13 protein-coding genes are annotated in these 26,120 nt (G+C 64.2%); 10 read left to right on the top strand and 3 right to left on the bottom strand.

The annotated features are described in order from the left end of the window. Positions 1-116: 116 nt before the first annotated feature. From BUS42_RS16820 to BUS42_RS16835, 4 genes are all read left to right on the top strand, one after another. Positions 117-3,017, top strand: a complete 2,901-nt coding sequence (locus BUS42_RS16820) for a sigma-70 family RNA polymerase sigma factor (RefSeq protein WP_074308101.1) — start codon at positions 117-119, stop codon at positions 3,015-3,017. A 214-nt stretch (positions 3,018-3,231) separates the two neighbouring features. Beyond that, positions 3,232-6,144, top strand: a complete 2,913-nt coding sequence (locus BUS42_RS16825) for a sigma-70 family RNA polymerase sigma factor (RefSeq protein ID WP_074308103.1) — start codon at positions 3,232-3,234, stop codon at positions 6,142-6,144. Positions 6,145-6,156: 12 nt separating this feature from the next. After that, positions 6,157-7,563 carry a DUF1800 domain-containing protein gene (locus BUS42_RS16830; protein ID WP_074308105.1) on the top strand — a complete coding sequence of 469 codons (1,407 nt, stop codon included), beginning with the start codon at positions 6,157-6,159 and terminating at the stop codon, positions 7,561-7,563. 64 nt (positions 7,564-7,627) lie between these two features. Further along, a complete protein-coding gene (locus BUS42_RS16835) occupies positions 7,628-8,830 on the top strand; it encodes a DUF1501 domain-containing protein (RefSeq protein ID WP_074311152.1) in 1,203 nt (400 codons plus the stop codon). A gap of 405 nt (positions 8,831-9,235) precedes the next feature. Here BUS42_RS16835 and BUS42_RS16840 read toward each other — a convergent pair whose 3' ends face one another. Further along, the gene (locus BUS42_RS16840; RefSeq protein WP_074308107.1) at positions 9,236-10,639 is read right to left on the bottom strand and encodes a monooxygenase; all 1,404 of its coding nucleotides are present in this window, start codon (positions 10,637-10,639) and stop codon (positions 9,236-9,238) included. Between the two features lie 1,049 nt (positions 10,640-11,688). Between BUS42_RS16840 and BUS42_RS16850 the strand changes: the two genes are divergently transcribed. The 4 genes from BUS42_RS16850 to BUS42_RS16865 all read left to right on the top strand — a co-directional run bounded on the left by BUS42_RS16850 (position 11,689) and on the right by BUS42_RS16865 (position 17,548). Continuing rightward, positions 11,689-12,291 carry a popeye domain-containing protein gene (locus BUS42_RS16850; protein WP_254053561.1) on the top strand — a complete coding sequence of 201 codons (603 nt, stop codon included), beginning with the start codon at positions 11,689-11,691 and terminating at the stop codon, positions 12,289-12,291. A 78-nt stretch (positions 12,292-12,369) separates the two neighbouring features. Beyond that, the gene (locus BUS42_RS16855) at positions 12,370-15,324 is read left to right on the top strand and encodes a hypothetical protein (RefSeq protein WP_074308111.1); all 2,955 of its coding nucleotides are present in this window, start codon (positions 12,370-12,372) and stop codon (positions 15,322-15,324) included. Positions 15,325-15,969: 645 nt separating this feature from the next. Continuing rightward, entirely contained in the window at positions 15,970-16,410 is a 441-nt protein-coding gene (locus tag BUS42_RS16860) for a hypothetical protein (RefSeq protein ID WP_074308113.1), read from the top strand. A 178-nt stretch (positions 16,411-16,588) separates the two neighbouring features. After that, positions 16,589-17,548, top strand: a complete 960-nt coding sequence (locus BUS42_RS16865; protein WP_074308115.1) for a DUF1559 domain-containing protein — start codon at positions 16,589-16,591, stop codon at positions 17,546-17,548. Between the two features lie 154 nt (positions 17,549-17,702). Here BUS42_RS16865 and BUS42_RS43675 read toward each other — a convergent pair whose 3' ends face one another. Further along, positions 17,703-17,867, bottom strand: coding sequence for a hypothetical protein (locus tag BUS42_RS43675; protein ID WP_159452240.1), 165 nt, complete (start codon positions 17,865-17,867; stop codon positions 17,703-17,705). 167 nt (positions 17,868-18,034) lie between these two features. Next, positions 18,035-22,834: a DUF4082 domain-containing protein gene (locus tag BUS42_RS16870; protein WP_143206354.1), complete on the bottom strand. Its 4,800-nt coding sequence runs from the start codon at positions 22,832-22,834 to the stop codon at positions 18,035-18,037. 585 nt (positions 22,835-23,419) lie between these two features. On the opposite strand from BUS42_RS16870, the gene BUS42_RS16875 reads away from it, so the two are divergent. Continuing rightward, on the top strand, positions 23,420-24,277 hold the full coding sequence (locus BUS42_RS16875) for a cation diffusion facilitator family transporter (RefSeq protein WP_083670257.1): 858 nt from the start codon (positions 23,420-23,422) through the stop codon (positions 24,275-24,277). A 425-nt stretch (positions 24,278-24,702) separates the two neighbouring features. After that, positions 24,703-26,097: a sialidase/neuraminidase family protein gene (locus tag BUS42_RS16885; protein ID WP_074308123.1), complete on the top strand. Its 1,395-nt coding sequence runs from the start codon at positions 24,703-24,705 to the stop codon at positions 26,095-26,097. The last annotated feature ends 23 nt before the right edge of the window (positions 26,098-26,120 follow it).

Here is a 26,120-nt window from a genome sequence, read left to right on the forward strand (position 1 = left end):
GGTTCGCTGGCGGCTCAGTCAGGAACGACCGGCGATTCTCCCAGAAATCGGTGCCGCTCGGTCGCGATCGTCCCTCAATAGGGGTGATGATGCCAACCCAATAAGGACATCGTGACATGGCCAGCGCACAACTCGGCGACGCCCTGCGACAGATCCACCGACTCTTCGGCGAAGGCACCTCCACGGGACTGGCCGACGGCCAACTTCTCGAGCGGTTCCTCGACCACCGCGACGAGTCGGCCTTCGCGACCCTGGTGGAACGGCACGGGCCGATGGTTCTGGACACGTGCCAGGCCGTCTTGAAAGACCGGCACGACGCCGAAGACGCGTTCCAGGCGGCCTTCCTGATCTTGGTCCGCAAGGCCGGGTCGATCCGAGCAGGCGACTCGCTGGGCGGTTGGCTCCATCGGGTCGCCCGCCGGGTCGCGATCGAGGCCAACGCCGAGGCCGCCAGGAGGCGGACCAAGGAGCGAAAAGCCGGCGCCATCGCGGCCGCAACGGCGAGCCCGGCCGCAGCCTGGGACGACCTTCGCCCGGCGCTCCATACCGAGGTCGATCGGCTGCCCGAGAAGTACCGGATGCCCATCGTCCTCTGCGACTTGCAAGGGCTGACCCGAGACGAGGCGGCCAGCCAACTGCGCTGGACCGAGGGCATGGTCCGTTCGCGCCTGGCCAAAGCCCGACGGCTTCTGCGATCCCGATTGACCCGGCGCGGCCTGGCACCCGCCACGGTCCTGTTCGGCGGATCGGCGCGAGGGGCCGTACCGGAAACGTGGGTCACTGCGACGACTCAGGCCGCGTCGACTGCCGCGACCAACGGCCTCGGCACAACCTCGGCGGCCACGCTCGTGGCGGCCGTGCTCAAAGCCATGTCCCTGACAAAGCTCAAAATGGTCGCGGCGACAGCCCTGACAATCACGGCACTCGCCGCCTACGGCGCAATAGCTATTCGCGACAACAGGGACGAAAGCAGCGTCCAGAAAAACGAAAAGAACGTCCGTTCGCCAGCGTCGGTCCCATTGGCGGAAGTGCCCCCGGCGACGCCTCGGCCCGATCAGACCGGCTCGATCGTCTTCCACGGTCGCGTACTCGACCCTGACGGCCGCCCTCGCGAAGGCGCCCGGCTCTATCTCTTCCAGAAAGGGAGGGAGACCAGCCCTCGCCCAAGCCCGAGCGTCCGCGCAGCGAGCGACGCGGCGGGCCGGTTCCGATTCGAGGTTCCCAGGGCGGAGTTCAATTCCTACTTCGATGCTGAACCCTGGAGTGATGTCTCAGTCATCGCCGTGGCCGACGGACTTGGGCTCGCCCTTGGACACGGCCCCACCGGGGACGAAGCGCTGACTCTTCGCCTGGTCACGGACGACGTTCCCATCGCGGGGCGGCTCATCGACCTGCAAGGGCGGCCGGTTGCCGGCGCCTCGGTTCGGGTGCTCGCCGTGAAAACACCGGCAAGTGATGACCTATCTCCCTGGCTTGACGCCCTCAAGACCCGGAAGTCCGGCTTCGACGTGGAGCGAGACTTCCTCCCCGGGTACTGGTATCGTCCGGAAGAGTCGCCGATCGTGGCACCGGTCGTGAGCGACAGTGACGGCCGATTTCGGATCACCGGCATCGGCCGCGAGCGCCTCGCCACCCTTGTCATCGAAGGGCCAACCATCGAGTCATTTGTCATCAACGCCATGACCAAGGGCGCGGAAACAATCCGCGTCCCGAGCTATCGCAGCCCGGGAGCCACCGCGGACGTCACCTACGTTGGGAACCGGTTCGAGCATGTCGCCGGCCCCTCTCGTCCGGTCGAGGGAACCGTTCGCGACAAGGGGACCGGACGACCGCTGGTCGGCGTCACCATTCAAGCCGAGGAGGAACTCGACGGCAGCAGCAACCCGATCGATCACGTCCGAACGACAACCGACGAACAGGGCCGCTACCGCCTGACAGGGCTGCCCAAGGGCCGGGAGGGGAAGGTCCTCGTCCTGCCTGGCTCCGGCCAGCCCTTCCTCCGCTCGCTTGAGACCATTGGCGGACAAGCCGGGGCCGAGTCGGCGCAACTCGACATCGAGCTGACGCGAGGAGTTCGCGTGACCGGCCGGATCACCGACAAGCGGACGGGCCGCCCGGTCAAGGCACGCGTCGAGTACTTCGTCTTCGCTGACAACCCCCATCTGGACGAGGCGCCCGGCTTTCGCTGGTCCCACGATCTAGGGGGCAGCCTGAACGACGATGACGGCACCTTCCGGATCATCGCCCTGCCCGGATCGGGCGCGATCGCCGCACAGGCTCTGGAGGATGAGTACCTGCTGGACCTGGGAACCGACAACGATGGCAACGGCATCCTTGACACCCACCCTTACAACGCCATACCGTCGAATTTCAACGCAATCACCCTGATCGCCCCAGCGCCGGGGGCCGAGTCGGCGGCCGTTGACCTCGTGTTCGACCGTGGCCGAAACCTGAGCGGCACAGTTCTCGATCCCGATGGCAAACCTCTCCCGGGAGCCCTCATCAGCGGACTCCATGAAGCGCAATACTGGGAACACACGCCTCTGAAGACCGACCAGTTCACAATGTCCAGCCTGCGGCCCGGCAAGCCGCGATTCCTTCAGTTCATCCACGCCGAAAAGAAGCTGGCCGGCTGGCTCATGGTCCGCGAGGACGAGACGCCCCCTCCCGTTGTCAGGCTGGCCCCCTGGGGCGTGGTCACTGGACGACTCGTCGACGACGACGGCCTGCCCCGTACCGACCTCCGACTCGTCTTCTCGTGGAATCACAAGAAAGACCTCCCTCACGGCCGACTCCAGGGCAATGGCTCGGGCACATCAGGGCGGATCGTCCCAGACGGCAACGGCCGGTTCCTGATCGAGGGACTGGCCCCCGGCCTGCTTTACAGCCTGGAAGTCGAAGGAAAACGAGCCAAGCGAATAGGCTGGGCCGTCCGCGACCTCATCATCAAACCGGGCGAAAACCGCGACCTGGGCGACGTCCGAGCCGTCCCGTCATCGCTGGAGGAGCCTGAATAACCCAAAGCTCGGGTCCAGGGATCGCGGAAGCGCCTCGGAATCGCTGATTTCAGGAAAAGTGCAAGCGAACGATCACGACAGACCAGTAGATCGAGACAAGCCGCAAACGAGACGCTTCGGAATCTCACCTTTTTTTTGAGAAAGTCGAGACGATCGGCCGGCCCCGGTCCTTATCTCTGGTGGATGAACGCAATCGATCCGGAGGCAATCACCAATGGCGAGCATGGCACTGGGCGCCGCCTTGCAGCAAATTCACCGGCTGTTCCACGAAGGGGCCGTCGCCGCCTTGCCCGACGACCAGCTCCTCGCCCGGTTCGTCACCGCTCGCGATGAGGCGGCGTTCGAGGCACTCGTCGCCCGACACGGCCCCATGGTCCTGGCCCTCTGCCATGCCATCCTCAAGGACGAACATGCCGCCGAGGATGCCTTCCAGGCCACCTTCCTCGTCTTTGCCCGCAAGGCCGGCTCGCTCTGGGCCCACGACTCCCTGGGGGGCTGGCTCCATCGCGTCGCCTATCGGATCGCCCTCCGCGCCAACGCCGACACCCGGGTCCGTCGCGAGAAAGAGGCGGCCGTCGTTCGCCCCGAGCGCGACGAGACTTGGAGCGACTGGATCCCCATGCTCCACGAAGAGATCGACCGGATGCCGGACAGGCATCGCGCCCCGATCGTGCTCTGCGACCTCCAGGAATTGACTTATGAACAGGCGGCCCAGCAACTCCAGTGGACGGTGCCCACGCTCCGCTGCCGGCTCGCCAAGGCAAGGGAGCAGCTCCGAGGTCGACTGACCCGACGCGGCCTGACCGAGGCGGGTGCCACGCTCGGAATCTTGCTGGGTTCGAGTGCGGCCAAGGGGGCCATGCCCCTCGCCGCGATCAGGGCGGCGACTGAACTGGCCATGAACGGTGGCGCGACCGGCACGATCTCGGCCCTGGCCGCGGGAATGCTGAAGGGCATGCGGCTCGCTCGGATCAAGGTGATTGCAAGTCTCGTAATGACCGTCGGAGTGACGGCCTGCGTCGCGAGTGCCACGCTGGCGGCCGGACTGGGCCAAGCCGACAATCCACCGCCCGAACAGAGCCAGGCGATTGCGACGACCCCACCTGCTCGTATTCCAGCGGCCGCAACCCCGGTTCGAGCCCCTGACGACGAAGTCCTGAATTACCGGGGACGAGTCGTCACCCCGGACGGCCACCCCTTCCCCGGAGCGAAACTCTACATGGTCACCGAGCGTGCGCCTTCTCCTCCAAAGGCGATCGCGGGACCGGACGGCCGCTTCGAGTTCGCGGTCGATCTCTCGCAGTTCGACGACCCGATCTACGCTCGCCACGCCCGCGTGACGGCCGCGGCCCAGGGCTTTGGGATCGGAATGACCGATTCCGAAACGCCAGACGCCGGCCGCGACCTCACGATCCGGCTGGCTGCGGACCTGCCGATCGAAGGGCAGGTGGTCGACACGGAAGGGCGGCCGGTGGCCGGTGCTTCGGTGCGGACCACATCGCTCTGGTCATCGCTCAAGGAGAACCTCGACCCCTGGCTGGCCGCAATCAAAGCGAAGGAGTCCGAGCTTTATGCAGCCCAATACAAGTACCTCAACATCCGGTTCCCGCTAGCGGACAGGGCGGTCGGGGCGATCCCCTCGACCACGACCGACTCCCAGGGTCGGTTTCGGTTGACCGGGATCGGCCGTGAGCGGCTTGCGGAACTCCGGATCGAGGCGCCGACCATCCGGATCATGGAAGTCGAGGTGCTAACCCGCCGCTGCGACCCAGTCCAGACGCTGACTGACCCAAGATTCGTCGATTCCCGCTTAATCACTTACCACGGTGCTTCGCCTCGGCTCGTCGCCTCCCCGAGTCGGCCCATTGAAGGAGTCGTCCGCGACAAGCAGACCGGTAAGCCGATCGCGGGAGCCAAGGTCAGTAGCTACACCTTTGCCGACACCAAGCAAGGCAACCACACCATCCTGAACTCGACCAGTGACGCTCAAGGACGTTATCGGATCCACGGCATGCCTCGCGGGTCGGGCAACGAGTTGATCACCCGCTCCCTCAGCATAGAGCCGTACCTGCCCACCCGCTCCACCCTCGACGACCCTCCCGGCCTGGGAACCATCAAACACGACATCGAGCTCGTCCGGGGCACCCTGCTCGAAGGCCGGATCACCAACATCAAGACCGGTGCTCCCGTGCGGGCCGCGATTCGATACCACGTTGCGACCGACAATCCGAACCTCGGCGCGGCCCCCGGTCTCCGTCATCTCCCCAATGACGGATATGACTTCGTAGCCTTAACCGGCACCGATGGGAACTTCCAGATCGCCGCCCTTCCCGGACGCGGCTTGCTCTCAGTCGAACCAATCGATAATGGTTTTCCCCAAATGGATCCCGAGATCAAAAAACCGCTCGAAGGAAAGTACATTCCCGAGCTCATGGGGTTTTATGGGGCGGTCGTCGAGATCGACGTCTCGAGTCCTGGCCCTCGGAAGCGTTACGACATCCCGCTCGAACCTGGACTGACGCTCGCGGCAGACCTCCTCGATCCGGATGGCAAACCGCTGAAGGGCGTTTTGGCGTACGGCCTGGAATACCTAGGCGGATGGTCTTATCAACCCCAGAAGGACGCAACGGTCCTTGTGAGGGGCCTCAAGAGCTGGGATGAGAAGGGACAAACTGGCCAGATCCGTTCCGGTGATGGCGATAAGATCATCTGGTCCCCCCGAACTCTCGTCTTCCTCCACGAAGGACGCAAGCTGGCCGGCTGGATCGACGTGCGAGGCAACGAGGCCGGGCCGCTCCGCATCCGGTTGGCACCCTCGGCCACCACCATCGGACGAGTCGTCGATGCCGACGGGAACCCACGCGTTGATCTCACGCTGAGAATCGAGGTCGTCGGCAAGGCGCGGATCGGTGACGGCACGATCGAGCACCTCCCCCGAAGGATCCGGACCGACGCCGATGGTCGGTTCCGGATCGAGGGACTCGCCCCGGGCCTGACCTACCGAGCGATTGCCCAGGCCCCGCCAAATCAGCGGGCGAAGGAAAGGATCGAGGTCGCGGCAACCACCCCAGGCGAAGTCCACGACCTGGGAGTCATGACGATCACGTTTCAAGACCGGGAAAAATAACCGAGAAACGACATGCTCATTACAAATGACGTGCTCGCCACGCCCCCGGGAGGGGGCTCAGCCTGGACTCCCTACGTCCCGGACGCCGACCAGCCCTGGGATCTCACTCGGGTCGCGCACCTCCATCGCCGCGCTGGGTTCGCGGCGTCCTGGGACGTACTCCAACGCGACATGAAGGAAGGCCCCGAGACGAGCATCAATCGCGTGCTCGCAGGTCAGGCACGCAATGGCGACAGCCCCGAGGACTTCGAGGCGACCTCCCGCTTGCTCGCCGATGCCGCGGCCGCCTCCAACGACCCGGCGCGGCTCAAGGCGTGGTGGGTCTTCCGAATGATCTTCGGCCCCGACCCGTTGGGCGAGCGGCTCACGCTGCTCTGGCATGACCATTTCGCCACCAGCAATCTCAAGGTCGACAACCTCGAGTCCATGAGGCGCCAGAACGAGACCTTCCGCCGGCTCGCCCGCGCCCCGTTCGGCGAGTTGCTGACCGCCGCTGTCCAGGACCCGGCACTCCTGACCTGGCTCGATGCGTCGGCCAACCGCAAGGGGCACCCCAATGAAAACCTCGCACGCGAACTCATGGAATTGTTCACGCTTGGCATCGGCCACTTTGGCGAGCCCGACGTTCAAGAGGCCGCCCGCGCCTTGACCGGATGGACCGTCAACGAGGGCCAGTTTCGCGAGGTCGCAAGCCGGCACGACGAGGGGGAAAAGACGATCCTCGGCCGCGCGGGGCGGTGGTCGGGGGATGACCTGATCGGCCTGCTCCGCGCGCATCCGGCCACGTCCGCACGCCTGGCGCGACGGCTCTGCAGCCTCTTCTTCGGCGAGCATGCGATCGGCGACGAGGCGATCTCAGAGTTGGCCGCGGCCCTCCGCCAGCACGACCTCGACATCGGCAGGGCCGTCGCCTTGATCGTGCGTTCGGACCTCTTCTTCGCCGCCGCGAACTTGCGGTCGCGCGTCGTGGGACCGGTCGAGTTCGTCGTCGGGCCGACCCGTGCCTTGGAGTTGCTCGAACCGCCGCCGAGCACCCTGGTCCTGGCCGACTGGGCAGCCCGGCTCGGCCAGGACCTCTTCTATCCCCCCAACGTCGGCGGCTGGCCGGGGGGCCGGGCCTGGCTGACGTCGCGGTCGCTGATCGGCCGGGCCAATTACGCCTCGGCCCTGGTCGAAGGCCGAGGGATCGGCCGCCCCCAGCCGCTCGACGTGCTGGCGCTGGCCGAACGAGACGGGCGTGGACAAGGGCGCGACGCCTTGATCGCACACGTCGCCAAACGACTGTTTGGAGCCGAGCCCAGCGCGAAATGGCACGACCAGATCGCCGCGGGCCTCGGGCCCCCGAGCGCCTGGGGACCGGAATCGGCGCGACGCGCGGTCGCCCTGATCCTGTCCTGCCCCGAGGCCCAACTCGGCTGATCGATCGATTGACGTGCGGACCATCCCGTTCGAAACGACGAAACAAAGAATCAAAGGAGATCCCATGCCTTCGCGACGCGACTTCCTCAAGGCCGGCTTGCGCGGCTCGTCATTGATCGCCCTGGCCCCCACGGTCCCCGGTTTCCTCGCACGGACCGCGCGGGCCGCCACGGCCGATCGCGACGGCCGCGTGCTCGTCGTGATCCAGCTCGACGGCGGCAACGACGGGATCAACACGGTTGTCCCATTCGCCGATGATGGCTACGCTCGGCACCGCGAGGCGCTGCGGTTGCCCAAGGATCAACTGATCAAGATCAACGATCATCTCGGCCTGCACCCGGCGCTGCGGCAGGCGGGAAAACTCCTCGAGACGGGTCGACTGGCGATCGTGCCGGGCGTGGGGTATCCGAACCCGAGCCGGTCGCATTTCCAGAGCATGGCGGTCTGGCAGACGGGCCGGCTCGACCCCGAGGAGCACGGCGGGCCGGGCTGGATCGGCCGCGGGTTCGACACGGCCGGGGGGGGCCGCCGCGCGGAGTCGCTGTTCGTCGGCTCGGGCACTCCGCCGGCCGCCCTCCGGGGCCGCCGGGCGGTCGCCCTCTCGCTCGAACGAATCGAGGATCTCGCCCTGGACGCTCCGATGGATGCCCAACGGCCCGACCTGGCTGCCGAACCGGGGGACGACCTGACCGCGTTCGTCCGCCGGAGCACGCTCGACGCCTACGCCTCCGCCGACCGAATGGACGAACTCATCCGCAACCGTGGAACCGAGGCGAGCTACCCGGCCACTGCGCTAGCCGAGCGGCTCCGCACCGTCGCCCGGCTCCTCAAAGGGGGATACGCGGCCCGCGTCTTTTACACCACGCAAGGGGGCTACGACACTCATGCCAGCCAGTTATTCTCGCATGCCGACCTGCTTAATACACTGGCGGACGCCCTGAAGGCGTTCCTGGACGACCTGGCGGCGGCCGGCCTGGCCGAGCGTGTGCTGGTCCTCGGGTTCAGCGAGTTCGGGCGCCGAGTCGCGGAAAATGGGTCGGCGGGCACCGACCACGGCACCGCCGGCCCGGTCCTGCTCGCCGGCGCGGGGGTCCGGCCCGGCCTGGCCGGTCCCTACCCAAGCTTGCTCGACCTCGAGGCCGGCGACCTCAAGATGTCCGTCGACTTCCGCCGGGTGTACGCCACCGTGCAAACCGGCTGGCTCGGCCTTCCCGCCGATCCCGCGCTCGGGGACAACGTCGCGCCCTTGCCGCTGCTTCAAGGTTGAGAGCGGCGACAAACCACGTTGATATCTTTAAAACACAAACATATGCAGTCCTGAATGACTGCGACAAAATGCGTGCATGACTGTTATGACTTGCAATAAAACCGGCGACAGGATACGCAACGCATCAGCAAATCGCGAAGCGGATGAATTTCTGCCGCTCAAGCGAAGCCAGAGGGCAGCCAATCCCACGCGCCAACGCGGAAAATCAACAACGCCCCGATCCGGGGCCAGCAAGCCGCTCGCGACTCGTTCCCACGGTCCCCCGTGGGAATGCCGTCTGGGACGCTCTTGCGTCCTCGGTTTGCGAGGGCCAGACGACGCGGAGCGTCGGGAACGGCAGTCCACGGAGGACCGTGGGAACGAGGATGATTCCTCGCTTTATGGCGGTTCGTTGAAAATCAATCCTTACCGCACCTGCCTGGCCGCCTGCTTGAGCATATTTTTGAGGCGTTGCCTGCTCAAGATCTCGGCGAGGTCGTCCTTGGCCCAGGGGAGGGTCAGGTCTTGCCCCTTCTTGACGACCGCGATGAAGCCTTCGCACATCTCCTCATTCGCACCGTAGCCCCAGGTCACGCGCTTGGGGGGCTGATTGGGGTTGCGCGAATGGCCGGAGTTGTCGAAGTGAGCGGTCACGTTGATGAGCGAGCCCCCCGGGAGCGTGATCGGCTTCTGGAAAAAGTAGGCGCTCTGCCAGGAAGGGTCCCAGACGGGGATGTGAATCAGGTCTTGCTTGGTTCCGTTCGGGTAGGTCGCCGTCATCCGCATGTCACGACCGAGCAAGTGCATGTGGGGCGAAACAGCCAGGACCTCGAGTTCGGTCGGGACGTACCAGTTCGCCTTGACCTCGAAGTTGGGAGCCCCCGCCGGGACCTGGAATTTCGAGTTCGACACCGTCGTCCAGTGCAGCGCCTGCTTGACCGGCTCACGCGAGAAATAGACGCCGACGCGGGTGCGATCGACCTCCGATTTTCCCGTGGCGTGGTAATGGACCTGAAGGATCACGTCGGACTGGCGAGGCAGAAGCTGGCCGACGCCCGGGGGGAAATGACTGGGCTCATGGCCACCGGCCCAGAAGCTCAGATCCTCGTAGACCGCGATCCCCGGCCCCGCGAACGAGGTGTACCCTTCACGCGGCTCGGCCTTGTCCTTCAACCGCGCTTCACCGCTCGAGTCGAGGAAGGCGTTGATATGATGCACAACCTTCGTATTCCCCGGCCGAAAGTCGATCGCGGAGATGTAGGTGTCCTTCGCCAGATTCGTGGGGAGCACGAAACAGCGGTAGGTGTCCGGGCACGAGGGGCGAATCTTGAAGTCCTCGGTCGGCTCGAGGATGAGGTCGGGCGGCCCGAGCTTCCAACCCTCGGTGAATTGGGCCGGCGGCGGCAGATGCTTCGGGTCTCCCTCCGGAGCCCCCGCCACGGCCCACGCCTCGAGGACGGCAATCTCCTCGTGCGAGAGGGATTGGTCGTGCTTGAGCTTCGGGCCGACCCCGGGGGCCGGCTTCCAGGGCGGCATCAGCCGATCCGAAACCACGCTCGCGATATCCGAGGCGCGCTTCCGAGCCTGCTCGTAGGTCTCCAGCGCGAACGGCCCCACCTGATGGCGGCGATGACAATTCTGACATTTCTTCTGGATGATCGGCGCCACATCCCTGCTGTAGGTCGGTAGCTTCTTGGCCGCCGCCGATGCCGGCAACGGCCCCCCACCGATGGCTACAGACGTGCCAATCAAAGCCATCCAGATCATGAAGACCAGTCGTCGCGGCCAGCGGAACCGCCAGATCGCCCTGCCATCCCTGGAGTCGAACATAATTGCCACCTGCGATCCTCCTGGCGGCGAGCCGCTCGGAGATCTTAGCGTTGGAACCAGATTCGTAAGACTTGATCGACGAGATGATGAGCAAGCGAGATGCCAAGAATCGGCACCGCAATCCGAGTTTGGGTTCTCGGTGACGCGACGTCCGAACCAAAGCCGCCAGTCATACTCCGGTAGTGTCGGCTACAGTGTCCGCAATCCTCAAGCCTCAGTCCAGCGAATTCCCATTCAAGGAGATGGATTCATTGGATTGATGACAAAAAGGGCGCGTGCAGGCAAAGCGATGGAGTCGAAACGATTGGCTTAGGAGTGGGTTGACGCCGGCATCGACGAACCGTCGAACGGCTCCAATGCGCGTCCCAAGGCTTCCCCCTCGGGTTGAATCCGCAAGCATCCGGTCAGGCTGTGGGGAAATGGGAGCATGCCGTCACGGGTGATCGGGACTTCAGGCAAAAATCTCTGCTCCATATCAACCTGTACGCAAGACTGAGCCTTCCACTTCAGGCGGATCATAGCAAGCCGCTTTTCCGCCTGCAAGTACTTTCAGGGCGATCGACCGCACGGTCCGCAAAGCCATCTGAGCAGGCACGGCCCGATCACTTCCACGCCCGGCTGCACGCAACCTGCCACACAGAATCCCATTCTTCACAATATTTACAATTCCGTCACATTCTCATTCAGTCTCATTCTCCGGCGAAAGCCTGAACCGCCCCACGCACCGCTCCCCCGTTGGGACCGCGGACGAGGCGGCCGCGGTCCCAACGGACTGACGCGCCACCCAGGCCACCCGAGAGCCGCCACATCGAGGAAAAAACACACCTAACGGCTTAGGACAAGACCAGCCGCAACGACGCGATCATGCCGATCAATCCGAATTTGCGACCCTCGTGACACGAGCGAGTCGATCTCTGGGCTCGAAAGTTGAACCCGCCCGCCGGCCGGGTCGATGGTTTATCTGGGCGATGGATTGGCTGCGCGCAGCGGCGGGTGTTCGTCCACCCGCATGTCGATCTCATCGGCTTCGGTCGAACGCTCCTCCGCCCTTGATCCGTGACTGCAACTTCGAGGGTAACAACTTGGTCGAGTCGTGCATTCACCTGGCGAACATCCTGTATCTCTTCTCCTACCTGGGTCGAGATATGTTGTGGCTACGTGCCCTGACCTGCGGCGGGTTGGTGCTGGGCTTGCTCTTCTTTACCTGTCAGCCGACGCCGCTCTACGGCCCCTCGGTCTGGCACGTGGTCTTCCTGGCGATCAACGGGTATCAGATCCGTAACCTCATGCACCAGCGGCGTCAGCAGATGCTCACCAAGGAGCAGGAGCGGCTCGGCGAGGCCGCGTTTCACGACCTCTCGCGGGATGAGCTCCTCACTTTGCTGACTCACGTCAGCTACGAGACTCCGGGCAAGCTCGCAAATATCCAGCAAATCTGCCATCAACAGTTGACCCAGGATGAACGCGTGCTGCGGGATCTGGCCTTCGCCGGCCTGTCGCGCGGCGAACTTCTGAACCTGCTGACGCGGAGAATGTGGAATTCCCTTCGGAGGGGGAAACCGGCCCGGTGGGGTCGGCGACGCCAGGCCCATCGGGGACGCAATTCGGCCGACTCCGCGCGGGAAGTCATGTCAGGTTCGGCGACGGGATGAAGCCGGCCTCGGACGCCGAACAGGCGGCGGCCATCGGGCACCAAGAACGGTCATGAAGACCAAGAGGAGCGCGCGATCATGGACGTCCCCCTTTGGCGAAGACGATGGTGGCAAGCGACCGCGATCGGGTTCTTGGCCATGCTGCTTATCTGTGGGGGATTTCTGCCCAGGATGACCGCGCGCTCGGGGGGAGCTCTCGTCCCGAGCAATCCTGATCCTCAGACGCTCGAACTCGGCCGACCGAGCGACTTGCCGCTCCCGAGCCGCGTCTCCGTCGCCCAGTTCGAGGAAAAACTCTTCACGTTCTTGAACGAACGTCAATACGTGGCCCTGGGCTGGCGCCGGGATAAGAGCGTGCGTGACACCGGGCCTTACCTCGAGGGCCGCTCGTTCGGCACGCACCCGGCGGTCCGGGTCTACTACTCACCGGGCGTGATCCGCTGGCTGCTCAACGGTCGCGCGGGCACGATCCCCGACGGCGAGATGATCATCAAGGAGCAGTACCCCGCCCCCGCGATCCGCCACCGGGCGACGCTCGAGGGCGACTTGCCGTATTCCCTGGAGTCCTGGACCGTGATGGTCAAGGACGCGGCCGGCTCTCACGACGGCTGGTTCTGGAGCAATCCGGCCAAGGGTCAGCGCGTGGTCGACAACCACGTCTACCCGTTCGCCGATCCGATCTCGGGGTTCGGACTGGCCTGCATCCGCTGTCATGCCGCAACCCAATCCCCAGGCGCCGAGCCCGCCCACCCCGCGAACGAGTTCACCTTCGCGGCCTTGCGGAATATCGAGGGCTTCCCGGGCACGCCCCTCACCTTCAAGTCCGATGATTCCTGGCGTCGAGGCGCCAACGAAGCGAAGACCGAGGCCGTCGTCAAAACCGCGGCGACGGCCGACGCCAACCTCGGCCCGGACCCGCGGAGCGCACTCGGCCACCCCCAATCGGGGGCCGGCTTTCCGAGCTTCTTCGACGCGATCAAGCCAGTCGAACGGGCGCAACTCGCGGTCTTGCCGCCGGTCACCCACGACTGGGTGGTCACCAACCGCGATCGGAGCCAGGAGTTTCTCACCGCGAACCAATGCATGAGCTGCCACGCGGGCCTCCTGGCCCCGTTCGGGCCCACGATGTTCGTCCCGACCGGAACCAACGTCGAGTACGGGGCCGAGGGCTGGGACGTCTCCCCCTATGGCGAGTGGCGCTGGACGCCGATGGGCCTGGCGGGCCGCGACCCCATCGTGTTCGCCCAGATCGAGAGCGAGGTCCAGGCGCTCTGCAAGCAATTCGAATCGGACCCGAGCCGCGCGGGCAAACTCTGCGCCACGTTGGCTGACACTTGCATGCGCTGTCATGGGTCAATGGGTAAGCGGCAGTTCGCCATCGACCACCCGGACGCGTCAAACTTCTCGGTCGACCACATTCACGAGATCGCCGACCCGGCCGGGCACCCCGGCCACGGCGACGCGAAATACGGCGCCCTGGCCCGCGACGGCGTGAGCTGCGTGGTCTGCCACCGGATGCAGCCCCCCGCGCAGCCCAGCTCCGACCACCGCCCCTACCTGCAATACTTTCTCGAGACGGCGAACACGGGCAATTATCACCTCGGCAAAAAAGGGGAGATCTACGGCCCGTTCCAGGACAACGAGATCGCGTCCTACGCCATGGAGCACGCGACCGGCCTGAAGCCAAAGCAGAGCGCCTTTTTGAAGTCGTCGCAGCTCTGCGCCTCGTGCCATACGGTCGTCCTGCCGAACGTCGATCGACCGCTCGACCACACCGATCTGAGTCACCAGGGCGATGAACTCACCCGCGGCGAAGTCGTCCCCGAGTTCCGGAAATTCCACCACCACGTCGAGCAGGCAACCTATCTGGAGTGGCTCAACAGCGAATACGAGAATGAGATCGACCTGCAAAACCCGCGGGCCAAGTCGTGCCAGGATTGTCATATGTCGCGCGGCTTGAAGGATGAAACGCACGGGATCGACCTCGCACAACTCCGGTCCAAGATCGCGGTGATCCAGGACACCACCTATCCCGAAGCCGAGAACCTCGTCGCGAGCGACCGCCTGCAAGTCCGCACCCGCGAGACCGGGTTCCGCCGCCACAATTTCTCGGGCTTGAACGCGTTCCTGCTCGAGATGTTCAATCAGTTCGACGACGTCCTGGGGGTCCCCAAGACCGACTACATGACGGGCTCGAAGCAAGGGATCGACCACGCGGTCGACCACATCGCCCGGACGGCCCGCGACGACGTCGCCTCCCTTGCCGTGACCGCCGACTGGCAAGGGCCGAACCGACTGACGGCCCGGGTCGTCGTCGCAAACAAGGTGGGCCATCGGTTCCCGAGCGGCGTCGGGTTCCGTCGCGCGTTCCTGGAACTCGCGATCGTCGCACCGGCGGAACCGCCGCGCGGGCCCGAGCGGATCGTCTGGGCCTCGGGCCAGACCAACGACCAAGGCGTGCTCCTCGGCGCGGATGGCCAGCCGCTGGCGACCGAGTTCTTTGCCCGCGACCCAGGCACTGGCCGCCAACAGTTTCAGCAGCACCACGAGATCATCACTTCACCCAATCAGGTGCAGGTCTATGAGACCCTGCTCCGCGACGCCAAGGGCGGGTTCACGACCAGCTTTGTCCGAAGCTGTGAGACCGTCAAAGACAACCGCCTCCTGCCGCGCGGTTGGCGACGCGAGGGGCCGGGCCCTGCCCTGACCGGCCGTTACCTGCAAGCCACCCACCCCGGCCCGGGCGCCTCGGAAGATCCACGCTACCAGGACGGCAGCGGCTCCGACGAGGTGACCTACCGCATCGAACTGCCGAGTGCCATCGATCTGTCCCGGCTCCAGGTCCGGGCGACGCTCTACTATCAGGCCATCCCCCCCTACTTCCTGCGCAACCTGTTCGAGACCGCCCCCGACGGCCCGGCGACCCGCCGCCTGCACCACCTCACCAGCCAACTGAACCTCAAAGGGACGGCCATCGAAGACTGGAAGCTGCCGATCACCTCGGCCCGATGCACGGTCAAGCCACAGCCTTGATCCCAACGCGGACGGGCTTGCTGGCAAGGCACGAACCCACCCGCAACCGTCAAATGACGGCTCCGCTTCGTTCCGAGAAGTTGAGTAGGACCATCGACTTGATGATTGCGGGTCAGGCATCAGCCAGCCGTCCGCTCTCAAGTCATTAAGACGAAAGCCTTCACCTCCAAACCCATCCATTCGTGTTGGCCCGCGGGCCAACACGAATGGATGGGTGATGGATCGCTGCACCGCGACGGCCAACGCAGCGAGCCATGCCTCCCTCCATGGTTGGGCTTGGCTTCGCGCACCCGCTTCTCAAAATAATGCCGATCGGGCCTCGTTCCAAGGCTCCGATCCCTGCCATTGGACCGCGAAAGGCATGAGTGCCCCCAATCCGCGGGCGCATGCCCCTTCAACCGAAATCATGTCCAAAATCACACATTATAATTTCCATCATTTACGGCATAACAATTGCTAAAACCAACTTGCAAGTTGGACTTGTCCGTTCTAAACTCCGAATAACTCAGAGACAGCAAGGTCAATTCGCGAATCGTGTCGCATCGAGAAATATCCCGGCCGGGGTCACTCTCTGCGAACGATTCGGCTATGCGCCCATTCTTCCATGGCTGGTATCATTGCCAGGTTCTCCTAAGGAAATCATTCATGAGAATAAGCCGAAGACTGTCCAGGATTTCCGGGGGCGCCCTGCTTGCGTTGCTCGGGGGCTGCGGCGGAGGGGGCAGCGACGACCTGCCGCGTCAGGCGATCTCGGGGACCGTCACGCTCGATGACCGCCCTCTGCCTCATGGGTTCATCCAATTTCAACCGGTGGGGGCTGCCGGAGTCGCCACGGGCGGCACTGTGGCCGACGGCAAGTACGCGATTGACCGGCTCCAGGGTCCGACTCCCGGCGACTACAAGGTGCTCATCTCGAGTTCCTCGGCACCGGAGGCGGCCGCGGCCGAACCGCTCCCCCCGCCTGGGGCGCCGACGCCGCCCAAATCCGACCCAATCCCTGCGAAGTACAACTCGGCAAGCACCTTGACCGCCAAGATCGAAGCCAGCAACGCGACCCCGCTCGACTTCTCTTTGAAGTCGAAATAGTGCTCTCCTTAGTCATCGCCCCCCCCGCCAAGGTCATTCGACAACTCGGATCGGCTCCACGCACCTGAGTCTGCCAATGGCAGACGATTCTATCATCACGTAAACATGTTTTAGCTGGAATCGCCATTTCAGGCAATGCCACGTTTTCTTCCGATCCCTTAATCTGCGAGGTGATTTGATGAGAGCTCGCTATCGCCGTGGATTCACCCTGATCGAACTCTTGGTCGTGATCGCGATCATCGCGGTCTTGATCGCGCTTTTGCTCCCTGCCGTCCAGGCGGCGCGCGAGGCGGCCCGCCGATCCCAGTGCATCAACAATCTCAAGCAACTCGGCCTCGGCGTCATGAACTACGAAAGCGTGAACATGTCGCTACCCCCCGGCAAAAAGGGGTGTTGCTTCGGGACCTGGACCGTGTTCGTGTTGCCGTTCCTCGAACAGAACGCGATGTACAATTCATGGAACTTCATCGCCGGCCCGGATAACGACGTGGGAGCCGGCATGTTCCGTTATGGTGGCGCGGGCAACCTCACCGTGACCCGGAACCGAATCAACGCGTATACCTGCCCGAGCGACTCGCCCCAGTCCCCGTTCAGCGGCATTCAGTCGCATAACTATGCGTTCAATTACGGTAACACCGGCAACGCGCAGCCGACGACCCTGAACGGCCTCGCGTTCACAGGCGCTCCGTTCAGTGACCTTTACCCTCCGGGCGCTCCTTACAATGGGTCGACGACGGCGGCCTGGGGCACCCGCGGGCTTCGCGACCTCACCGACGGCACGAGCAATACGATCATCGCCGCCGAGGTGCTTCAGGCGCAGGGCAGCGACCTGCGCGGGTTCACCCACTGGGGCGATGCCTCGGGATTCGAGACCTACCTGGCACCGAACAGTACCCTCCCCGACTGCATCTACACGATTGGTTACTGCAAGTATCCTTCCGGGAACAACCCTCCCTGCATTCAGTCGACGTCCGCCTGCCCGAACATGTTCGGGTCCCGAAGTCGCCATCCGGGCGGGGTCAACGCCGCGATGGGCGACGGCACCGTGAAGTTCATCAAGAACACGATCAGCCTTCCCACCTGGCGAGCCCTCGGCTCCACCCAGGGGGGTGAAGTCGTCAGCGCCGACGCATACTGAACGGAGTCTTGAATCGCCATTCTTTCCCTGGCGATTTGGGCACAGAAAAAATGGGGCCGGGAGCCGACGATCGCGTCAGCTCCCGACCCCATTGCCATTCGAAGGCCGGTTGCGGCCGGATCACCACGGTCCCGCGCATCGGTTCGCCCAGCGATCAGAACCGTCCCCGCCGGCCGCACACAATCCCCGACGTTCCGCAAACCATGTGGATCAGATTGATTGTGAATCCGGCTTGCGCCAGGGACCAGTGAGGGTTGCGGATCAGAAACGTGGGGATCCAGGCGCTGATGCCGTAGCTGGAGAACGCCAGGAATGCCATGCCGAGGTTGAGACAGAGAAAGGTCCGCCGAATTCCTTTTCTGATCCACAGTCGATTCGCCAATTTCCCAAAATTACGTGCATTTTGCCCGAGCACCCAAGGGTGGGGGGGCTCACGCCCACCCCTGGGTGTGGAAGCGGCCATTCGGGTCCAGCACGGCCCAGCCGCTAGGTAAGGCGGAGGGCAGGAAGCGGGGCAATCTGGTAGGAAACCAGTCGTGGGCGGTTGACGCGGGCCTGGATCCATTCCGAGGCAACCTCAGTGAGCGTGGAATCGTCCACGGGGATCCGAACGTCAGGCTCCTGATCCACCCGAGTCAGAGAGGCCAGAGCATCATCATGGGTGAGTGGGGCCCCGGGAAGCCTCCGCACCCCAGGGCCCAAGGAATCGGCCATGACGCCTCCATCCTCATGCTCGTATCCGAGAAGATGTCCCATCTCGTGCGCCAGAACGGTCAGCAGGTCGATCCGCCCTTGCTCGCCCTGATCGCCGGCCAGGCGGAATTCGCTGTCATCCCCCGGGGTCGAGTCCACGAACCAGCCATACCCCGCCGCATCCTGGTCGATCCAGATCTTCCCATCCCCCGTCCACCCCAATTGCGACCCCGGAAGGTCGGCGATCACGATCGGGGTGGTCGCCAACACGCTCAAATTGGTCCCGGCGGGCAATGAAGCCCGCCAGCGGGCCGCAGCCTCGACCACGAGGGGAGCCATCGCCGCAAGGGTCAACGGGGTGGAAGCCGGCGAAGCGACCGTGGGTGCTCCCACCGCACTCAGCGCGCCAGTACCACCGCCAATCGGGGTATTCATATCAGTCTGGATCTCGGACGAGGCCAGGGCCCGGTTGTACACCCGGACCTCGTCGATCAGGCCATTGAAGTATTCGCCCCAGATCGCGTTGCCGCCGATCCGCAACGCGTTGTTCGACGTGACGATGTTCCCGGTGAGCGCGCGGGTCCGGACCAATGTCCCGTTGACGTAAAACCGCATCGCCGCGCCATCGTAAGTCGCGGTCAGATACGTCCATGTATTCAGTGCCAGGGCCGACGCCCCCACCGCGCTGTAGTCTGTCCCCGACTTGTCGATGTAGCCGGCCGGCGGCCGACCGGTGTTGTCCGAAGCGTAGAGGGAGTAGGCCAGCCCGCCGGGCCGTTCCTTGAGAATCGCGGTGGTCCAGCCGTTCAGGGCCGCCGGCTTCACCCAGGCCTCCAGGGTCATTCCATTGGTCAAATCCAGCAAATTATTATCATTCACGGTCACCATCGCGTTGGTGCCGTTGAATGAGAGCGCGTCGCCGAAGCGTCCGGCGGTGGTCCAGGTCGCGTTCGAGAGCACGCCGGTCAGGCCATGACCGGAAATGTCCGCGGTGGTCGTGCCGGTCCCCTCGTTAAAGCTATAGGCGGCGACGAGACCGGACGTCGTGCCCGCGGCAGCGGTGGTGAACGACCAGGAGACGCTCGTCATCACGTTGCCCGCCATGTCCTTGGCGCCACTGACGTTGACGACGTAGATCGTTTGGGCCGCCAGCGCGGCCGCGGGCGTGAACGTGGCCGTGTTCGTTGCACTGTTGTAGACGAGTGAACCCGAGACGGCTCCCCCGGGCCCCGTCAGAGTCATCACCACCGTCCCCGCCTGGAGCGCTTCGCTGAAGGTTGCGGTGATCGTCGCGGCCGTGGACACACCGGACGCGTTGGCAGCCGGCGACTGGGCGGTGACGGTCGGCGGCGTCGTGTCCGCTCCCGAGGCGGTAAAGAGGGGATCCACCCAGTAATTGGTCCCATTGTACGTGTTCGTGGGGAACCCGCCACTGCTTCCGTAGTGGTAGACGCCGTTGCCACCGCCGGCCGCACTCGAGGGCGAATGGAGGGGAGCGTTGTCGAATCCGGAATTCGAGAAGTAATTACTATCCGAGGCATAACCACCCACGGGGGCGAAATAGGAAACGACATAGGTGGTATTGGCCGTGATGGTGACCGGACTGGAGAACGAGACTTGCTGCCATCCCGTGGCCGACTCATTGCTGAACGTCGCCGTCGCCAGCAGGGTCCCGGCGGCGGTCCAGAGATGCGCGACGTGGATACCAGTGTTGCTCGGTCCTTTATAGAAGCGAACCCCGGTGATCGAGCCGGCGACATCGCTGGTAAACTTCAGTCCGAGCTCGACGGCATTCCGATCGCTGTCGGAGGCAACCGTGGGCGTTACGGCAGCGTTCCAAAGCGAGATCGTGGAGCCAGTGACAGTGGCGGCGGTGGTGAACGACCAGGAGACGCTCGTCATCACGTTGCCCGCCATGTCCTTGGCGCCACTGACGTTGACGACGTAGATCGTTTGGGCCGCGAGCGCGGCCGCGGGCGTGAACGTGGCCGTGTTCGTCGCACTGTTGTAGACGAGCGAACCCGAAACGGCTCCCCCGGGGCCCGTCAGAGTCATCACCACCGTCCCCGCCTGGAGCGCTTCGCTGAAGGTTGCGGTGATCGTCGCGGCCGTGGACACACCGGACGCGTTGGCAGCCGGCGATTGGGTGGTGACAGTCGGCGGCGTCGTGTCCGCTCCGGAGGCGGTAAAGAGGGGATCCACCCAGTAATTGGTCCCATTGAACGTGCTCGTGGGGAACCCGCCACTGCTTCCGTAGTGGTAGACGCCGTTGCCACCGCCGGCCGCACTCGAGGGCGAATGGAGGGGAGCGTTGTCGAATCCGGAATTCGAGAAGTAATTACTATCCGAGGCATAACCGCCCACGGGCGCAAAGTAGGAAACGACATAGGTGGTATTGGCCGTGATGGCGACCGGACTGGAGAACGAGACTTGCTGCCATCCCGTGGCCGACTCATTGCTGAACGTCGCCGTCGCCAGCAGGGTCCCGGTGGCGGTCCAGAGATGCGCGACGTGGGTACCGCTGTTGCTCGGTCCTTTGTAGAAGCGAACCCCGGTGATCGAGCCGGCGACATCGCTGGTAAACTTCAGTCCGAGTTCGACGGCACTCCTGTCGCTGTCGGAGGCAACCGTGGGCGTTACGGCGGCGTTCCAGAGTGAGCTCGTGACCGACGCGGTGACAGTGACCGGGACCCCCGCTGTCGGGATCTCCTGGTTGGCGCTGTCATCGACCGCCCGCGACCGGATGCTGGTGGCTCCGCTGGCGGTCGGTGTCCAGGTGTAGGTCCAGGAGTTGCGGCCGGTGGCCCGGTGCCAGGTGAGGCCGCCGTCGGTGGAGATCTCGACGGCGGCGACGATGCCGCCCCCCGCGTCCGTGGCTGTGCCGCTGATCGTGATCGGGGTGCCGCCCTGGAGGATCGCGCCGGCGACCAGGCTCGTAATGACCGACGTCGGGCGGGCCGTATCGGTCGAGGCGGTGGCCGGCACCAGCCCCGACTGAAGCGTGCCGGGTTGGACGCCCATGTCGGCGAACAGGTTGACGGTGGCTTGTTGCATCCGGACATCGGGCACGGTGGACGGTCCGTCGTGGTTGCCGTCCAGGCCGAACGACCATTGCACGGTGCCGGTCGCGAAGACCAAGGCGCCGCTGGCCGCCCGGTAGAGCGTCAGGCTGTGGGTCGCGGTCGCCGGCCCGTAGGTGTTGCCGTAATCCTCGATCCGCTGCGAGACGTCCTCGGTGGTGGAGGAGAGATCGATGAGCCCGGCCGGCCGCGACCCGTTGTCGAGATCCTCATTCCACTCGTAGCCGAGCGTGCCGTTGGCCAGGGTGGCGGTCTGCCCGGGCTGGAGGGTGGCGATGCTGGTGTTGCGCCAGAACCGCAGTTGGCTATCGGCCCCGGGAACCTGGATGGCGGTGCCAAAATCGCCCCCCGCCCCCCGGTTGACGGTAAAGATGGTGCCGGTCAGGCTGTTCTCCGGCCGCCCGCCGTCCGCCGGCGGGCTGAACCGCGGGTCGCGCCAGGTCCCCGTCCAGACGGTCGCCAGCGGGTCGATCTTGGCGTTGGCCTGCGTTTCTTTATAACAAACGAGGGTGCGATAAGGGGTGCCCGAGCCGTCGATGCTCGTCTCCCAGCGGGTCTTCCAGAACACCTCGTTGCCGCTGAAGAAGGCCAGGTTCACCCCCGCGTCCCGCGCGGCCTCGACGTTGGTCCGCTGCCCGCCGGACCAGTATTCGTCGTGGCCGCTCGACATGAAGACCTTGTGCTGGAGGATATCGGACCCCAGTCGGTCGCTGTCCACGTCGGTGAAGTAACTGACGTTGTAGCCGTTCTCCTCCATCCAGCGCACCATCGGGTACTCGGCCCAGAAGAACCAATTGGTCTGGCCAAGGCCGCCGGTGGCGGCCCGGGTATTCCACGGCCGATTGTAGCTCACCTTGACGGCGTGCGAGGCGAAGTCTGAGGAACCCTCATAGAGGCTGTTCCCCCCGTAGTTATTGTACGCCTCCCAGGTGGTGTCGGAGGTCTGGTAGAGCACGTCGGAGTGACCGCTATCGTCCCTCACGATGAACGGGATGTGGCTGGCCCCGCCAGTGTCGTCGCGAATGAGCTTGGCGAAGTAGATCCCCGAGGTGGCGCTGGCCGGAACCGCCCAGGTCGCGGACACCGACCAATTGCCGCAGTCCAACAACCCGGTTGTGGGATCGCTCAGGCCAGACGGTTGGTTCTGTCTCTGAGTCGACGCCGAGGAAATCGTGGCGACCTTACGGGCACCGAGCCCCCCATAGTAGCCCATCCGATAAATATCAACATGATAGGACGCCTGCGATGTATCATCGATTTTGAAGGAGACGGTTTGCCCTTGATCCACGCTAATATCCGTGGCGAACCCTTGGAGGCTCGTATCGCCGGCGCCGCTGATGTCCCACTCACTGGCGGGGCTGCCTGGCAGCATGTTCTCAGCAACGATCGGGTTGCTGGCCAGCAAGGTCCGATCTTCCAGGACCTCCAACTTCAAGCGAGCCCTGCCGCCGCGAGCCCTGTGGGAGGCTCGCGTGATCGAACGAAGGGCGCGCGGCATCTCACGGAAAATCATCGCCAATCTCCTGATGATTCCGAAAAATGAACGACGTCGAGCCTGAGCCTCATTGCGAGAGATGTCGGGTTCAACCCCGTTCGCGTCGGGCCTGCCATCGGCCTCAACCATCCCTCGTCGATCCGTCCCCCGCCTTTCCACGTGGAATGACGCCGGACTTCATCGTCCCGGCGGCACGTCATTCAATATGTCGCGATCGCTCGCCGTTTTCAAGAGGACCAATTCAGTTGAATCCAATTTTCCACACATCTGTTTTATGCCTGGCCTTCAAACCTCATATTACACGCAATTTTTATGAATTTAATTTTCATTGAGTTTGCGCATTTTATTCCGTGACAGATTCAACTAGGGCGTGGAGACGTACTGTCGGCCTGGCACCGCCCCATGAGCCGGCCGCCTGCGTAACCCCTTGGCAGATCTCAGTCACAGCCGACTCTTCGGCGGAAGCCGGCACGCGGCCGGCTTCCGAGAATTCGGGTCGGTCTGGCCAAAGGACCCGCGCCGCGTTGCAATGGGGGCATGAAATTACCCACCGAACCAGCGACACCACCGGTCCAGCCAGCGCCGAGCCAAGCGGAGCGGGGAATGCACGCGGCATTGACGGGTCTTGGGGTCAACGCGGCCTTGGTCGTCGTCAAGCTCACGGCCGGCATCCTCGGCCACACCTATGCCCTGGTCGCCGACGCTATCGAGTCATCCGCGGACATTTTCTCCTCGCTCATCGTCTGGGGAGGGATCCGGATCACCACCCGACCTCCCGACGAGGACTATCCCTATGGGTACGGCAAGGCCGAGACCCTCGCCGCCGCGGTGGTCTCGCTCATGTTGATCGGAGCGGCGCTCGGGATCGCGATCGCGGCGGTCGGCGAGATTGTCACGCCGCATCATACCCCCGCTCCATTCACCTTGGCCGTCATCGCCGTGGTGGTCGTCGTCAAAGAGATCCTCTCCCGCAAGGTGTTCAAAATCGGCCAGGAGACGGGGAGTACCGCCGTCAAGGCCGACGCCTGGCACCATCGGAGCGACGCGCTCACCTCGGCCGCCGCCTTCATCGGCATCGCGGTGGCCGTCTGGGGCGGCCCCGGCTGGGAGTCGGCCGACGATTGGGCGGCCCTCGTGGCGGCGGCCATCATCGCCTTCAACGGCGTGCTCCTCCTCCGACCGGCAATCCGCGACCTCATGGACCGCATGCCGGAGGAACTCCCCACCGAAAAAATCGCCGCGGCGGCTCGAAGTGTCATCGGCGTTCAAGCCATCGAGAAGCTCCGAGTCCGACGACTCGGGACCGAGTACTTCGTCGACCTCCATGTGCAGGCCGAGCCGACGCTCCCGCTCCGGGATGCCCATATCCTGAGCGGTAAAGTCAAAGGGGCCATCCGCTCCGCATTTCCCGATGTCGTCGGAGTCCTCGTACACATGGAGCCGTACGAACCCCTAAAATGACTTCGCCATGATCACAACGAAATTTACATCTCTTGATTATTTGGCCGGGAGACGGACGCACGCGGAGGAAGGGAGAACACGATGGAGCTCGTTGAGATCACCGGGGCGATCGTGAATCCATCGGTCCACATCAACTCCAAGGTGCCGGCTGGGGTTGCTGAGCGGAGTTCCAGCGGCCGACGTGACCAGTCCTTCGTCGCCGCCCTTGGTCGACCGTTTCGTCCGCGACGGTGCCGCTCCCGCCTTGAATCGCGCACCAGACAGCATTTGATGCCACGAGAGAAGTGCCGAAACGATCCGTCTCCAAGCGACCAACCCGGACCGGCCTCCAGGCCACTTCTCATGCAGGCCGCCTCCTGCTACACTTGTCGCACAACCGAAGCCCAGCGCGTCTCCACCCTGATTCTCTCGGTGAAGAGGTCGTCATGCCGACATCTCGTAGCACCTCGTGGATCCTCGGCATCATCTTCCTTTTTGGCACCTTGTTAAACGCATATCACAAGCCTGTTGATGATTCAACGCCGGGTGACCAGGAACTTCTCCCCGTACCGCCGGTATTCGCCGAGCAGGCGCGACCGGTCCTGATGGATTCGGGACCATTGCCTGCCACCCAGAAGACTCCGGCCAAACCGGTCGTGATCGCCGATCACAAGCACCGGGTCGTGGTCATCGATCACGAGTCATTGGATCTGACGATGAATCACCGTCTCATCCAATGGTGTTCGAACGACCGTGGCCGCTCATGGCAACAACCGGTGATTTTGGAGAACTGGCCCGCGGATTCCGCCTTCATGGCCGATCCGTGGCTCCAGACCGATCGCCGCGGCCGCCTCTTTCTGGTCCACACGACCGTCCCCGACGGATCCCTGATCCTCCGCGGTTCGGTCGACTCCGGCCAATCGTGGCATCAGCCGATCACGGTGGCGGAAGGCGCCGACCGCCCGGTGCTGGGCATCAGCCCGAACGGAAAGCGACTGGTGATCGCAGCCTCAATCTCCGAACGAACGGCCGAATACCCAAAAAGGCCACTCAATAGTGACGACCCGCTCCTCAAACAGAAGCTCAAGGCGGCCTTTCGCCATGCTCTCGGGATCTACCACTCCGAGGACCGAGGACGTCACTGGTCGCGGCTCCCGGAACCAGGCGGTTTGCCCCACACCATTCCATTCGCGGTCGTGACCGACGACGCGGGGAGACTCGCGGTCAGTGGCGTGGCGGAGGGACAGGGCTCGCGGAGCGTCGTCTCCACCACGGCCGATCGTGGCAAGACATGGACCGAATTGGAACTCGTGGGAAACCTCCAGCCCGATCGCGATCATCCATTCAACGGCGAGCGCTTTCCCGTTCTCGCGGTCGATGGGAACGCGAACCTCCACGTGGCATTCGTCGCCGCCTTGGGGAAGGAGCTTCTCGTCCGCCGCGGCATGAACTGGTCACGCTGGGACGATCCGAGCATGCTCTCGACCCGCGACCCCGAAGCGGTCCGGATGCCCGCGATCGCCGCCTGGGGGCCGATGGTTCATTTGACCTGGATGGAACGTCAAAACGACCGTTGGCGGAACTACTATCGCGGTTCCAAGGATTATGGTCGACATTGGTCGGAGCCGCTCCTGTTAAGCGTGCCCCACGTCGGCACGGAGCTGATCAATCCCGCGGGCTTCGATCGGGTCTCGGACGATGATCAGTCCTGTATCACCGACGATGGAACCGGCACCGCCCACGCCGTCTGGAGCGTCCTCAGCCCCCATCCCGTGGAAATCCCCGGAAGAGTCTGGCACGCCACGATCGAATGGAAGACACCACAGCATAATTCGCATTAAATCACATTTCTAAGCAAATTGAA

It is taken from the genome of Singulisphaera sp. GP187 (assembly GCF_900129635.1).
Lineage (GTDB): Bacteria > Planctomycetota > Planctomycetia > Isosphaerales > Isosphaeraceae > Singulisphaera.

Bases quoted from the DNA above. Each gene is read 5' to 3' on its own strand.
- BUS42_RS16820 (WP_074308101.1), top strand. From the start codon at position 117: ATGGCCAGCGCACAACTCGGCGACGCCCTGCGACAGATCCACCGACTC.
- BUS42_RS16825 (WP_074308103.1), top strand. From the start codon at position 3,232: ATGGCGAGCATGGCACTGGGCGCCGCCTTGCAGCAAATTCACCGGCTG.
- BUS42_RS16830 (WP_074308105.1), top strand. From the start codon at position 6,157: ATGCTCATTACAAATGACGTGCTCGCCACGCCCCCGGGAGGGGGCTCA.
- BUS42_RS16835 (WP_074311152.1), top strand. From the start codon at position 7,628: ATGCCTTCGCGACGCGACTTCCTCAAGGCCGGCTTGCGCGGCTCGTCA.
- BUS42_RS16840 (WP_074308107.1), bottom strand. From the start codon at position 10,639: ATGTTCGACTCCAGGGATGGCAGGGCGATCTGGCGGTTCCGCTGGCCG.
- BUS42_RS16855 (WP_074308111.1), top strand. From the start codon at position 12,370: ATGGACGTCCCCCTTTGGCGAAGACGATGGTGGCAAGCGACCGCGATC.
- BUS42_RS16860 (WP_074308113.1), top strand. From the start codon at position 15,970: ATGAGAATAAGCCGAAGACTGTCCAGGATTTCCGGGGGCGCCCTGCTT.
- BUS42_RS16865 (WP_074308115.1), top strand. From the start codon at position 16,589: ATGAGAGCTCGCTATCGCCGTGGATTCACCCTGATCGAACTCTTGGTC.
- BUS42_RS43675 (WP_159452240.1), bottom strand. From the start codon at position 17,867: ATGGCATTCCTGGCGTTCTCCAGCTACGGCATCAGCGCCTGGATCCCC.
- BUS42_RS16870 (WP_143206354.1), bottom strand. From the start codon at position 22,834: ATGATTTTCCGTGAGATGCCGCGCGCCCTTCGTTCGATCACGCGAGCC.
- BUS42_RS16875 (WP_083670257.1), top strand. From the start codon at position 23,420: ATGCACGCGGCATTGACGGGTCTTGGGGTCAACGCGGCCTTGGTCGTC.
- BUS42_RS16885 (WP_074308123.1), top strand. From the start codon at position 24,703: ATGCCGACATCTCGTAGCACCTCGTGGATCCTCGGCATCATCTTCCTT.